This window comes from Flavobacterium noncentrifugens, from assembly GCF_900100375.1.
Taxonomy (GTDB): Bacteria; Bacteroidota; Bacteroidia; order Flavobacteriales; family Flavobacteriaceae; genus Flavobacterium; species Flavobacterium noncentrifugens.
This window is the reverse complement of the sequence record NZ_FNEZ01000003.1, coordinates 460,730-475,666: the sequence shown is the minus strand read 5'-3', so window position 1 is coordinate 475,666 and position 14,937 is coordinate 460,730. Positions and strand designations below refer to the sequence as shown.

The window sequence follows — 14,937 nt, the reverse complement described above, 5'->3', positions numbered from 1 at the left end:
GTAAAAACAAAAATCCATGAAATACTTCGGAATTTTAATTGCCCTGATTACCAGTTTTTCAGCATTCGCCCAAACCGATACCAACAAAACTGACGAAAAAGGATTGAAGCACGGATTGTGGCGCGGGGTTTATGCCGAATCGAAAAGGCCGCGCTACGAAGGCACATTCGACCACGGAAAAGAAACCGGAACGTTTAAGTTTTTCGATGATACGAAAGCCAAATCGGTGATTGCGACGCGTGAGTTCAATTCCAAAGACAATTCGGCCTACACGATTTTTTACAACCAGAAAAACAACAAAGTCAGCGAAGGCAAGGAAGTAAACAAACTGCCCGAAGGCGAATGGAAATATTACCACGAAGATCTGCCGCAGGTCATGACGATTGAAAATTATAAAAACGGCAAACTCAGTGGCAAACGCACCGTTTTTTACAGAAGCGCAAATATCGCAGAAGAATCAAATTATACCAACGGAATTAAAAACGGTCCGTACAAAAAAATAACCGAGAAAGGCATTATTTTAGAGCAATCAAATTATAAAAACGGCCAGTTTGACGGCCCTGCAATTTATAAAGATCCGCTAGGAAATGTAGTCGCCAAAGGCAATTATACCAATGGCAAAAAGACCGGAAAATGGGAATTCTACGAAGAAGGAAAACTCGTCAGCAAAGACAATATGGACAAGGTCAAAGGCAGAAAAAAACCAAACAAACCTAAAGTCGAGCCGAAAATGTAATTTTTTAGGAGCTAATCCTGCTATCCGCTGCAATCTTTTTTCGGTGAAAAAACTCAAAAAGGATTTCCGCTTCACCCGAGCGAAGCGAACTGGCGAAGCAATCAGGGCTAGGGCAGTTTTCTAAAATCGAAATCCTTCTAAAATCCGACCTTTAAAATTACCACTGCATTAACTTTCACCTGAAAAATAAATAATACCTTTGCACATTGAAATTTTTTTAAATCTTTTCAATAATTAAATCTTTAAATTATACCAAATGAAACGTGTTGTCGTAGGGCTTTCCGGCGGAGTGGATTCGAGTGTTGCCGCTTATTTATTACAGCAGCAGGGCTACGAAGTGATCGGGCTTTTTATGAAAAACTGGCATGATGATTCGGTCACCATTTCAAACGAATGTCCGTGGCTCGAAGACAGCAATGATGCACTTTTGGTAGCAGAAAAACTCGGGATTCCATTTCAAACGGTCGATCTCAGCGAACAATACAAAGAGAAGATTGTAGATTACATGTTTGCCGAATATGAAAAAGGCAGAACGCCAAATCCAGATGTGTTGTGCAACCGCGAGATCAAGTTTGATGTGTTCATGAAAATTGCGCTAAGCCTCGGAGCCGATTACGTTGCAACCGGACATTATTGCCGCAAAGGAGAAACTGAAGTTGACGGGAAAACCGTTTACCAATTGCTTTCTGGAAGCGATAATAACAAAGACCAATCGTATTTTCTTTGCCAACTGTCACAGCAACAACTTGAAAAATCCTTGTTCCCAATTGGCGAACTGACCAAGCCTGAAGTGCGCGCGATTGCCGCAGAAATGGAACTGGTCACTGCAGATAAAAAAGATTCGCAAGGCTTGTGTTTCATCGGGAAAGTGCGTCTGCCCGAATTTTTACAGCAAAAATTGCAACCCAAAGATGGCCTCATTTTCGAGATCAATTCAACCCAGGAAATCTACCATTCTGAGAAACCAACGTACGATTCTGTCGAAGAAGCTTTGGCTTTTGAAGCGTCGGCGATTGGCTACAAGCCAGAAATGGGAAAACAAGTCGGGAAACACCAGGGCGCGCATTATTTTACTGTTGGGCAACGAAAAGGATTAAACGTTGGCGGCACACCTGAAGCGCTATTTGTCATTGCCACCGATGTCGAAACCAATACGATTTATACCGGGCAAGGCAGCAGCCATCCGGGATTGTTTAAAAAAGCATTGTTTGTAGAAAAGTCTGAAGTACATTGGATTCGTACAGATATGACTTTGAAAAGCGGTGAAACCATGAAAGTCATGGCCAGAATCCGTTACCGCCAGGAATTGCAAAAAGCCACTTTGCACCAATTTGAAAACGGCATGTATGTCGCATTTGAAAATCCGCAATCTGCCATTACCGAAGGACAATTTGTTGCCTGGTATTTGAATGATGAATTAGTTGGTTCGGGCGTAATTTCATAGATTTACAATCTGTAAATTATTCATTATGAAAAAGCTTGCGTTTCTTGCACTGTTTTTTATCCAATTCGCAACATTTGCACAAGTCGAAGATGCGTGGGTTTACTTAAATGCGAAACCCGATTCCCAACAATATTTAAACAATCCGCTGACGATGCTTACACAAAGGTCATTGGATCGGCGTGCCACGCAAAATATCGCATTGGACTTTAAAGATGTCCCGGTTTATCAAACTTACATCGACCAGATTGAAGCAGCCGACGGCATTTCGGTCATGGCCAAATCCAAATGGCTGAACGCGCTGCACATCCGCGGAACGCAATCCCAAATTAATGCACTAGCGGCATTATCATTTGTTACAAAAGTTGATTTTGCAGATAAAACGCTCAACGGACCATCCAAAAACCGCACCCTGCAAACCATCAATAAAGTCAATAAAACAATGGAAACGGCTTCTGATTTTAACTACGGAAATTCGTTAAACCAGATCCAAATGCTCAACGGTGTGCAGTTGCACCAGCAAAATTATACCGGATCCGGAAAAATTATTGCCGTGATGGACGGCGGATTTCCGGCAGTGAACACCGTCGCTCCATTTGCCAGATTACGTGACAACAACCAGATTCTTGGCGGATACGATTATGTCAACAGAAATGAAAATTTCTACGCTGGTTTAAGCCACGGAACGATGGTGCTTTCTACAATGGGCGGTTATGTAGAAGGCCAGCTTGTAGGAACGGCACCCGATGCTTCTTATTATTTGTTTATCACTGAAGACGGCAATAATGAAGGCCCACTTGAGGAATCGCTTTGGGTAGAAGCCGCTGAAGAAGCAGACCGTTTGGGTGTTGATATTATTACGACCTCACTGGGATATTCAGTTTTTGACAATACCGCTTACAGCCATACGTATGCCGATATGAACGGAACCACTACGTTTATCGCACGCGGACTTGATATTGCATACAGCCGCGGAATGATTTGCGTGGTTTCGGCAGGAAATGAAGGCAGCAAACCTTGGCATTACATCACAACGCCTGCAGATGCTTTGCATGCGCTTGCCATTGGTGCGGTAAATGCACAGGGAAATTATGCTTCATTTAGTTCGTATGGCCCATCATCTGACGGACGGGTAAAGCCTGATGTTTCGGCTCAAGGCCAGGCTTCGGTACTTTCAAATCTTGCAGGGAATATTACTACAGCGAGCGGAACTTCATTTTCAGGACCGATTATGGCCGGAATGATTGCGAGTTTGTGGCAGGCATTGCCTGGAAAAACCAATGAAGAAATCATGCAGTTGGTTAAAGAATCGGCTAGTATTTACAACAGTCCGAACGATCAGATTGGATACGGAATTCCGGATTTTTATGACGCTTTGCAAAGTACCTTAGGTATTCAGTCATTTGCAGAAGGGCAATTTTTGGTTTATCCGAATCCGGTAGCAAGTGTGATAAGTATTGCATTTCCGTTGGGTTTTGATAACGTAAAAATCACCTTGTACAACACCTTGGGACAGGAAATCTTACAAAAAAACATCACTTCACAATCTTCTGAAATAGGGGTTGAAAATTTAAAATCCGGGATTTATTTATACCAGATTGAATCCAACGGAACGACTCAAAAAGGAAAACTGATCAGGAAATAATTCATGAATAAAATCACCCAGCTTTTTAATATCCAATATCCGATCGTGCAGGGCGGAATGATCTGGAACAGCGGCTACAAACTGGCAAGCGCGGTCAGCAATGCCGGCGGTTTGGGACTTATCGGAGCCGGATCTATGTATCCCGAAGTGTTGCGCGACCACATCCGAAAATGCAAAAATGCCACTGCTAAGCCTTTCGGCGTGAATGTGCCAATGCTGTATCCGAACATCGAGGAGATTATGAGGATCATTGTCGAAGAAAGCGTAAAAATCGTCTTTACTTCAGCTGGAAACCCGAAAACGTGGACGGCTTATCTGAAAGAAAACGGCATCACGGTCGTTCATGTTGTGAGCAGTTCCAAATTTGCCCTGAAAGCGCAGGAAGCCGGAGTAGATGCTGTTGTTGCTGAAGGATTTGAAGCCGGCGGACACAACGGGCGCGAAGAAACGACAACACTAACGCTGATTCCGATGGTTCGCGAAAAAATCAGCATTCCGTTGATTGCCGCAGGCGGAATTGCAACCGGGCGCGGCATGCTCGCAGCAATGGCTTTAGGTGCAGACGGCGTGCAAATGGGCAGTCGTTTTGCAGCATCAGAAGAATCTTCGGCACACGATACTTTCAAGCAGGCGATCGTTGATTTGCAGGAAGGCGAGACACATGTGACCTTAAAAGAACTTGCGCCGGTGCGTTTGATCAAAAATAAATTCTACCACGATATTATCGAATTGTATACGAAATCGCCGTCGGCAGATGATCTGAAAATTTTGCTCGGAAGGGCAAGGGCCAAACGCGGCATGTTCGAAGGTGATCTGATCGAAGGGGAACTTGAGATCGGGCAAATTTCTGGATTAATCAATGACGTAAAATCCGTTAAGGAAATTATCGATACGGTGATATCTGAATTTAAATTGGCCCAAAACGAACTTTCAAACATCAAAATATAATTAAAACCGCATCATATATGAAACTTAGAACATTGTTTTTCCTTTTCCTGATGGTTTTTGGCCTGCAGCAAGGATATTCTCAATCATACAAATTTCTTACTACAGGCTTTAGCGTACTGGAAAAAGATGCAAAAGGAAATTGGGGAAAATGGTCTGAATTGCAGCCCAGTTCGATGGTCATTTCACTAGATACCAATAAGAATAGGATTGTCATATATTCGCAGGAAGTGCAATTGTATGATATTGTGGAATATCAGGACAAGACTGAAAATGACGATGATCTGATTTATCCGTTTAGCTGTAAAGATGACAATGGCGTTCCGTTTACAATCTCGATCATTACCAGAAAAAAACAGGACAACCGAAAGCAGTTCTACATCAACCAGAAAGATGTGATCGTAGTTTATAACATTATCAATTACGTCGATAAAAATATGAAATAAGCTGTGCTTTAGGGTTTAATACACACACATAAAAAGCAAAGCCCTGCCGATATAAATAATTGCCTGTAATTTCTACTGTTTTAGAAGAAAATTCTTTATTTTTACTGCACGAAAAAGCAATTTTCCGTGCATTTGTATTTCATGTTACCCCTACTTTCGTGATCTATGGTTCTAAGGTTTGATTTGCAGATTTTTATGTTTTCTTCCCAAAATAGCAATGCTGAAAATTGTTAATGATTTTGTTCATAATATTAAGTTAACATAAAAATTAACATATTTAATTTGGTTAATATTATCGTTGCAAATGACGTCGAAATTTTATTGTAAATGCCTAACGATGTTGGGATTGTAAATTTCTAAATTGGTCAATTCGGGATGCGTATGAGAATTATTACTCTTAGTAAAAAAAATATATTTCACTCTTTTTTTTGTCTGGCTTTTCTTCTGTGCCTGACATTTTCGCATGCGCAGTGCCCAACGGTTTCAAATCCCACACAATCTTTCTGTGACAACCCTTATCCGACCATTGCGAGCCTTGTTGCGACCAATAACGGTAGCGGTATCGTTTGGTATGATACGGCCACTTCAACAACGGCCTTGTCAAACTCGATTGCGCTCATTGATGGCGAAGATTACTTTGCAGATGACAATACGGGAACTTGCGGCATTCGCCAAAGAGTTGTCGTCAGCGTGGTTTCTGCGCCTGTCGTGCAGCCAAGAACACAGGGATTTTGCGCCCGTTCTACGATTGCAGACATACAGGTTGTGGGGAATATGGTACGTTGGTATGCAGCTGCTACCGGAGGTTCGCCATTGAGTCCGGCCACGGTTTTAACCGATAATACGCTTTATTATGCCAGCCAGATCAATCCGGTTACGGGTTGTGAAACATCGAGGCGCTCTGTTTTGGTATTGGTCAGGATTTTACCTGCGCCAACAGGAAACACGGCACAGCAATTTTGTGCTCAACCGCCGCCGACTGTAGCCAATCTTACTGCCAATGGGAGTAACATCCGTTGGTATTTGAGTCCGAGTTCGGGAGTAGAATTAAGTCCGACAACGCTTTTAATCGAAGGGCAAACCTATTACGCTGCTACTTCGGATGACCTTTGCGAAAGTGCCACCAGGCTTGGTGTTTCAGTGGCTTTTACACAGCCAAATAATGCAGGGATAAATGGGCAGAGAAATCTTTGTATTTCGGATGTTCCGTCAACGCCACCGTTCAATTTGTTTAACCTGCTTGGCGGAACTCCGCATACGATTGGAACATGGACTGGCCCATTGGCTACAACAAACGGACATCTCGGAACCGTAAATATTGCCTCATTAACCACTGCTGGAAGTCCGTATGTTTTTACTTATACTGTTACTTCTGGCGTATGCCCGACTGTAACTTCGACGGTTACCATCAACATCCTGCCTTTGCCGGTGGCGGCTCTTAGTATTTCGAACCTGAACATCTGCTCGGGTGAAAACTCAAATATTATTATCACAGGAACGCCAAATGCCATTGTGACTTATACGGTAGGTGGCGTGATCAGAATGGTCACAATTCCTGCCAGCGGATCAATAACAATTCCTGGAACTTACACAACAGTGACTGAAATTAAATTGGTCAGCGTAGCAACAACGGGAACGCCAAGCTGCAGCCAGATATTAACACAGTCATTTACAATCAATGTACTTCCTTTACCGACTGCTACGGTTTCGATCAGCATTCCATTGATTTGTTCTGCCGGGAGTACAAAGGTAACATTTACGGGAACTCCCGGAGCAACGGTTACTTATACTGAAAACGGGACGATTCGCACCATTGTTTTAAATGCATCAGGAACGGCATTTATTGATATCAATCCGACAATCACAACCACTTATGCTATTGTAAGTGTAACAAGTGCTGGGCCGCCATCGTGTACACAACCCATCATAGGGCAAAATGCTACGGTTACTGTGATTCCGCCCCCAATAGCAAATATTTCGGTAGTTGCTGCAGATATTTGCCTCGGAAGCAATGCCATTGTAACCATTACCGGAACACCAAATGCAACAGTAGTTTACACCATAAACGGAAGTTCGCGCACGATAGTGCTGAATGCCGCTGGAATTTACATTGTTCCGCCGGCGTCTTATACAGAAAATACAGTATTTGTACTTGTCAGTGTGACAACAGCGGGACTGCCGGCTTGTACACAGCTTTTAACCGGGCGTCAGGTAAATATTAATGTACGCACACTGCCAACGGCGGCGATTTCTTTAAGTGCAGACACCATTTGTGCCGGTGGAACTTCGGTTGTACACATTACAGGCACGCCAAATGCCGATGTAGTTTACACCGAAAATGGAATTTCACATACCATCAGGCTGGACGGAAATGGCGTGTACCAATTGCCAGCTGCAAATTATACGGTCCAAACTGAATTTATAGTGGTCAGCGTCACTTCTACATTAGCTCCATTTTGCACCAATAATATTGACCAGCACGTGATATTGAATGTGGTGCCATTGCCAACAGTAACTAGTATCGTCCCAGACGCCAGCCCTATTTGCGCAGGAACAACAGCTACGGTCAGAATCACCGGAACGCCCGGAGCAATTGTCACCTATACTGAAAATGGGGTTTCCCATACCATTACAATAAATGCATCAGGTTTTGCAGAGATTACACAGGCATTTGCAATCACAACGGTATTCATTCCAATAAGTGTAACTACATCAGGCAGTCCAGGATGTTCACAGCCGGTAACCGGATTGTCTGCAACGATAACTGTTATTCCGCTGCCAACCGCGAGTATTTCTGCAACAGCAGATACCATTTGTTCAGGGCAAAATGTAACCGTAACCATTACCGGAACGCCAAATGCTACGGTCGTTTATACGGTTAACGGAAGCACACGCACCATTACGCTTAGCCCAACCGGAACTTATACGGTTCCAACTGCAGCGTACACAGAAGATACCGAGTTTGTACTTGTAAGCATTTCAACGCCTCCAACTCCGGTTTGCATACAGCTTTTAACGCAAAGAATTACAATCACGGTATTGCCTTTGCCAACAGCAACGATGTCTGTTTTGCCTTTAGTAATTTGTGCCAATGAAAATGCGACGTTGACTTTTAACGGTACGCCAAACGCCATAATTACTTATACTGCCAATGGCAATACGCTGACCATTCCGCTTGACGGAGAAGGTCATGGATCAACCACCATTCCATATACGGTTTCAACTAGGTTTGAATTGGTAAGTGCTGCCACGACAGGTTCTCCAGGTTGCAATCAGCCTATTTTTGGCAATGCAGATCTGACGGTTATTCCATTGCCAATTGCATCGATCGTGATTGATCCAGCGACGATTTGCTCCGGCGGAACGGCAACGGTCAGGATCACAGGAACGCCAAATGCTATCGTGACTTATTCGCAAAACAGCATAGTAGAAACAGTGACTTTAAATGCTTCCGGGATTTTTAATATTCCGGGAACTTTTACCACAGCCGTACATTTCGTTTTGATTAGTGTTACTACAACAGGAACGCCGTCATGTATTAATGTTTTAAATATTCCTGCAGATTTAAATGTAATTCCGTTGCCGACTGCTTCATTATTCATTCCGACAGGATCAATTTGTGCAGGAAGCAGCGTAAGGGCAACCATTAGCGGAACACCCGGCGCGATTGTAACTTATACACAAAATGGCACCTCCCATACGGTAACATTAAATGCTTCCGGAATCTATTTTATTGATGGAAGTTATACAGAGAACACCACTTTTATTCTGACCAATGTCGCCCTGCCGGCTCCGTTAAATTGCAGCCAGACATTATCAGAAACAAGAACCATTACGGTTTCCCAGCCTCCAATTGCCGGAAACAGTACGAGTATTGAAATGTGCAGCAACAGCAACCCGATTAATTTATTCTCGCTTTTAGGAACTGCGGCACAAACCGGTGGAAGCTGGCTGCCTGCGCTTGCAAGTGGCACCGGGATATTCAATCCTGCGATTGATCCGGCCGGACAATACCAATACATTGTACTTGGAACGGCACCTTGCCCGAATGCTGTAGCGATTGTAAACGTTACGATCAAACCACAGGCGAATGCCGGGAATGATGTCATTCGTACACTTTGTTCGAATCAGGATCCAGTCGATTTGTTTGTACTTTTGGGTCCGGATGCCCAAACCGGTGGAACCTGGTCGCCTGCTTTATCAAGCGGAACTGGCTTTTTTAATCCTGCTGTTGATGTGGCTCAGATTTACACATATACGGTTTTAGGAACTTTTCCATGTCCGAACGATCAAGCTCAGGTGGCGATTTCAATTACACCAGGTCCCGATGCAGGTTTGCCCGGAAATGCCGCTTTCTGTGTCAATAGCGCTCCGGCGGATTTGTTTTTAAACTTAAACGGTACACCGCAAATTGGCGGAACCTGGTCACCGGCACTTGCCAGCGGAACCGGTGTTTTCAATCCTGCTGTAGATGCTGCCGGAATATACACTTATACTTTCGCGGGGAGCCAACCATGCGACGATGATACGGCAACAGTGACGGTAACCATCAACCCGATTCCGGATGCAGGAGAACCAGGCATAGCACCAGCTTTGTGCAGCAATTTTCCCGCTGTGGATTTATTCACATTCTTAAACGGAACACCACAAACCGGAGGCATCTGGACACCAACACTTGCAAGCAATTCAGGTATTTTTAATCCGCAAATTGATGCGCCTGGAATTTATACGTATACCGTTGGAAGCGAGCTTTGCCAAAGGGATTCGGCAACAGTTACCGTCAATGTCACACGTTCGCCAAATGCAGGCGGACTCAATGCGCCGCTTCTGATCAATGCCTGTATCACCAACAATGCGGTAAATTTATTTTCAGGATTGAATGGCACTCAGGATGCGGGTGGAATCTGGACAAACAATGCGACCGGTAATGTAGTCAGCAATATTTTCAATGCAACCATTGGCGCAGGAACTTATGAATTTACTTATACTGTTACAGGTGGCGTTTCTCCATGTGAATCGGATAGGGCAGTTGTCAGGGTGATTGTTAGCTCAGTTCCAGATGCGGGAGCTTTTATCGGTTTGCCACAAAATTTCTGTAATGCATCGGGTACACTCGATTTGTTCAATTTGATCAGAAGTTACCAAACAGGAGGCGACTGGGTTGATACTGCCGGACTTGTCGTGAACAATATCGTTAATCTGAATACACTGATTCCGGGTAATTATACTTTCACATACCAGATTACAAATGCCTGTGGAACGGATTCTGAAATCGTGAATTTCACCGTCAGGGCAAATCCGGTCTTGACTTCTGCAAATATTACCGTGAATATGCCGGTTTGTGCGGGATCCGATGCAATCGTGACTTTTAATGGATTGCCTGACGCAGACTATGTATTGACTTATATTTTATCAGGGACAAATATTTTAGCCGAAGAAGCAATCAATATCACCATAGCCTCAGGAACGGGAACTTTTGTGATCAACGCTGCCGACATTCCGAATTTAGGGCTTACCACCATTGCATTTACAAATATCGGAAATATCACAACAACCTGTGTAATGGCACTAACCAATGTTTCAGCAGATTTCAGGATACTCCCAATTTCGAATCTTGAAAATACAAATCTCAGTATTGCCAATGTATGCCTCGGAAGCAGTACAACCGTTGCCATTTCAAACGCTACGGGCCTGGCAGACGGAAGTTATATTTTCAACATCAGCCTCCCAACGGCAACGCCGCCAACCGCCGTAACTTCTGCAGTAAACATTCTCGGCGGTGTAGGAAGTTTTACGCTTCCGGCTTCATTTTTTCCGACTGCTGGTATTTATGCTTTGACAATTTCAGGAATTAACAGCCTTACCGGTTGCAGCAATGCGACTGAAAATGCGACCGCTTCTTTTCAAATATTCCCGGTTCCGAATACAACCGGAGCAACCGCAACAGCAGCTGCTTCGTGCGCGAATTTCTCCAACGAAGTATTTATTACCAACGCATCCGGACTTGCAGATGGCGTTTATAATATCAATTATCAATTGTCAGGGGCAAACGCATCAGCTGGAACGGTATCTGTAACTATTGTATCCGGTTCGGGAAGTTTTACGATTCCGGCAACTGAATTTGCAAATCCCGGAACGCAAACTTTAATTATTGCTCAACTGACTTCTGTCAACGGATTGTGTGGCGCGACAGGAACTGCTTTTAATCCTTTAATTTTTACGATTTCTGAGGCTGGTACGCCAACCATCATCAGCGACGGCGGTGAATTCTGTTTAAGAGACAATCCGACGGTTGCCGATCTGTCAGCGAACATTTCAAGCCCGGACCCGGTAATCTGGTACAATGCTGCCGAGAACGGAACCGCTTACAACGATACTGATCTGCTTGTAAACGGAGGCATTTATTATGCGTCCTCCAACACGGCTTCTGGCTGTGAAAGCAGCGTGCGTTTGCGTGTGGAAGTAGATCTCACCAAATGTGACGATTTGATTATCCCGGACGGATTCTCTCCAAATGGCGACGGCATCAACGACCAGTTTGTGATCAATGCGTTGTTTGAATTGTATCCGAATTTTAAACTCGAAATTTACAACCGCTACGGAAATATATTATATAAAGGCAATAAAAATACGCCAAATTGGGATGGAACGTCGAACGAAGGCGGCCTGAAAATGGGTGATAAAACATTGCCGCCGGGAGTGTATTTTTACATACTCGAATTCAATGACGGCATTAAGAATCCGAAACAAGGCAGAATCTATTTAAGCAGATAAGTGAAATGAAAAAAATAGATCCCAAATATTTACTTTTTATCGCTGCCTTTTTACTGTTTTCATCGGTAAAAGCACAGCAGGATCCGCAGTTTACGCATTATATGTACAATATGAGCGTGATCAACCCTGGCTATGCAACAGACAATGAAGGCATTTTAAATGTTGGTGGTTTGTACCGAACGCAATGGGTTGGAGCAGTCGGTGCGCCAAAAACGGCGACTGTTTTCGCGCACATGCCGATTGCGAAAAGGGTTGAGGCCGGACTTTCATTCGTCAACGATGCGATCGGGGATGTCGTCAATGAAAATAATATTTATGCCGATTTTGCGTATGTCGTTCCGGTTTCGCCAACTACAAAAATATCTTTCGGATTAAAAGGCGGCGTAACGCTTTTCAACACCGATTTCAGCGGATTTAAATATACCGATGAAACGGCCGATCCGGCATTCGCACAGAATATTTCAAAGACTTTTCCGAATGTAGGCGTTGGAACGTATTTCTTCAGCGACCATTATTACATCGGATTGTCGGCACCAAATCTGTTGAAAACAAAACACCTCGACCGCAAAGACGGCTTGCAGACCACCGGCGTTGAAGATGTGCATTATTTCCTGACCGCAGGTTATGTATTCGACCTGAATCCGAACTTAAAATTCAAACCGGCATTCATGGCCAAAGGCGTTTCGGGTGCTCCGATTGCGCTCGATCTTACGGCAAACGTACTGGTCAATAATTTTATTGAAGGCGGGATTGGGTATCGTTTTGATGATTCTGTCAGCGGATTGGTCAATATTTATGTAACGCCAAGCTTAAGGATTGGATACGCTTACGATTATACGCTGTCAAACCTCGGAAAATACAACTCCGGAACACACGAAATATTTTTACTGTTCGATATTGATTTCTCAGGATTAAAATCAAAAGGCTACGACAAATCGCCAAGGTTCTTTTAATACAAACGAAAATGAAACATTGCTTTTACCTCTTGTTTATATTTTGTTTCGGAGTCGCGTCCGGACAGAAAGCCAGTGAAAAAAAGGCGAATTCATTGTTCGAAAAAAGGGAATATGTCGCTGCGGCAAAAATGTATGAAGAAGTCAAGGAAAACCAGAATGTGCTGCAAAACCTGGGCGATTCCTATTACAACAATTCGCAGATGATCGACGCGACGCGCGTGTACGGAAAACTGTTCCTGACGTATAAAGACAGCCTGAAACCCGAAGTGTATTTCCGTTATGCACATGCACTATTAGGCATCGCAGATTACGCTAAGGCGGATGATTACATGGGGCAGTATTTGAAATACAATGTTAACACGGTGAAATTCATAGCCAATTTAAATACGAATGTGCCTTATAATTATGTCATCCAGCCGATGGCGAAAAATACTTCAAATGGCGATTTCGGGATTTCATTTTACGGAGATAAAGTGGCATTTGCATCGTTGCGGAATGGTGAAAGCAAAGCTTATGGATGGAACGACAGGCCATATCTGGATTTGTTCAGCGGTGAAGTCGACAGCAAAGGGCAATTGGTCAAAGTCGAGCCATTTCCGAAAGAAATCAATACCAAAACACACGAAAGCAATGCGACGTTTAGCAGCGACGGAAAGATCATGTATTTTAACCGTACAGGTGATAAAAAAGTTGCGGTAGGAGAAGACAAATTTGCCAGTGTCAAGATTTTTAAAGCCGAATTCAAAGATGGCAAATGGGAAAATGTAAGCGTTGTTCCTTTCAGCAGCGACACTTATTCTACAGAGCATCCGGTTTTGAGCAAAGACGGAAAAAAACTGTATTTTTCAAGTGATATGCCCGGTTCTATCGGGTCATTTGATATTTATGTTGTGGATGTGAATGAAGACGGAACTTTCGGAACGCCGCAAAACATGGGCAATACGATCAATACGATTCATCGCGAGCAATTCCCTTTTATTTCTGATGACGGAACGATTTTATATTTCGCTTCCGACGGCCATCAAGGCATGGGCGGACTTGATATTTTCATGAGCAAATCCTACAGCGGTGTTTTTGCCAAACCGTTGAATCTTGGTGAAACGATCAACAGCAACATGGACGATTTTGGGTATGTTGTTGATGAAAAAAAGAACACCGGTTATTTGGCCTCCAACCGAAAAGGAGGCGATAACCTGTATAGTTTTACACGCAAAGAAAACGAAGACCGATACATCGTTGAAGGTGATGTGAAAGATAAGAATACACAGGCTTTACTGCCGGGAACACAGGTTACTTTATATGATGAAAACGACAAACTTGTAGGGCAGATGATTGTTGGCGCCACAGCCGATTATACCTTTAACACCGAACCAAACAAGAAATACCGCATCGAAGCGGCACGCGATTTCTACATTCCGCATAGCGAGGAATTTACAACGAATGAAGACGGAAAAATGCGTTACACGATCGAACTCTTCATGGAATGTTATGACGATGCCGAAGAAATCATCACCAGACGACAAGATGGAAAAGTACAAATCGTCCTCGAAAACATCTATTTCGATTTGAATAAATGGGATATCAAACCCGAAGCCGCCAGCGTTTTAAATGTATTGCTAGACCTGCTGAAAAAATACCCTGAAATGGAAGTCGAACTTGGCGCGCATACCGATTCGAGAGCATCGAATATGTACAACATGATTTTGTCCAATAAAAGGGCTGCCGCCACACTGGATTATCTTGTTAAAAACGGCATCCAACGCAAAAGACTGCAATCCAAAGGCTATGGCGAGGAAATGCCGCTAATCAAATGTGGTGATGCCAAACCGTGTACAGAGCAGGAGCATTCGATCAACAGGCGTTGTGAATTCATTATTTTGAAATAGAGTTGCGAAGTAGCAAAGTAGCAAAGTAGCAGAGTTATAAAGTTTTTCAGATCATGTATAAAAAAAAGCGTTCAATGTATGTTGGACGCTTTTTTTTATTTCACTTTG

Annotated in this window: 8 protein-coding genes; all 8 read left to right on the top strand. The window is 43.5% G+C overall.

Annotation, left to right across the window (positions count from 1 at the left end; all coding sequences use genetic code 11):
* Positions 1–16 precede the first annotated feature (16 nt).
* The 8 genes from BLS32_RS11670 to BLS32_RS11635 all read left to right on the top strand — a co-directional run bounded on the left by BLS32_RS11670 (position 17) and on the right by BLS32_RS11635 (position 14,829).
* The gene (locus tag BLS32_RS11670; protein WP_091395832.1) at positions 17–736 is read left to right on the top strand and encodes a toxin-antitoxin system YwqK family antitoxin; all 720 of its coding nucleotides are present in this window, start codon (positions 17–19) and stop codon (positions 734–736) included.
* 256 nt (positions 737–992) lie between these two features.
* Positions 993–2,180 carry a tRNA 2-thiouridine(34) synthase MnmA gene (gene mnmA / locus BLS32_RS11665; RefSeq protein WP_091395830.1) on the top strand — a complete coding sequence of 396 codons (1,188 nt, stop codon included), beginning with the start codon at positions 993–995 and terminating at the stop codon, positions 2,178–2,180.
* 25 nt (positions 2,181–2,205) lie between these two features.
* Positions 2,206–3,822, top strand: coding sequence for a S8 family serine peptidase (locus BLS32_RS11660; protein WP_091395827.1), 1,617 nt, complete (start codon positions 2,206–2,208; stop codon positions 3,820–3,822).
* 3 nt (positions 3,823–3,825) lie between these two features.
* Positions 3,826–4,770: an NAD(P)H-dependent flavin oxidoreductase gene (locus BLS32_RS11655; protein WP_091395823.1), complete on the top strand. Its 945-nt coding sequence runs from the start codon at positions 3,826–3,828 to the stop codon at positions 4,768–4,770.
* 17 nt (positions 4,771–4,787) lie between these two features.
* Entirely contained in the window at positions 4,788–5,213 is a 426-nt protein-coding gene (locus BLS32_RS11650) for a hypothetical protein (protein WP_091395820.1), read from the top strand.
* Positions 5,214–5,594: 381 nt separating this feature from the next.
* A complete protein-coding gene (locus tag BLS32_RS11645) occupies positions 5,595–11,987 on the top strand; it encodes a T9SS type B sorting domain-containing protein (protein WP_170227563.1) in 6,393 nt (2,130 codons plus the stop codon).
* Positions 11,988–11,992: 5 nt separating this feature from the next.
* Positions 11,993–12,940: a PorP/SprF family type IX secretion system membrane protein gene (locus tag BLS32_RS11640; RefSeq protein ID WP_091395814.1), complete on the top strand. Its 948-nt coding sequence runs from the start codon at positions 11,993–11,995 to the stop codon at positions 12,938–12,940.
* Positions 12,941–12,951: 11 nt separating this feature from the next.
* Complete coding sequence (locus BLS32_RS11635) at positions 12,952–14,829, top strand: OmpA family protein (protein ID WP_091395812.1); 1,878 nt, start codon at positions 12,952–12,954, stop codon at positions 14,827–14,829.
* The last annotated feature ends 108 nt before the right edge of the window (positions 14,830–14,937 follow it).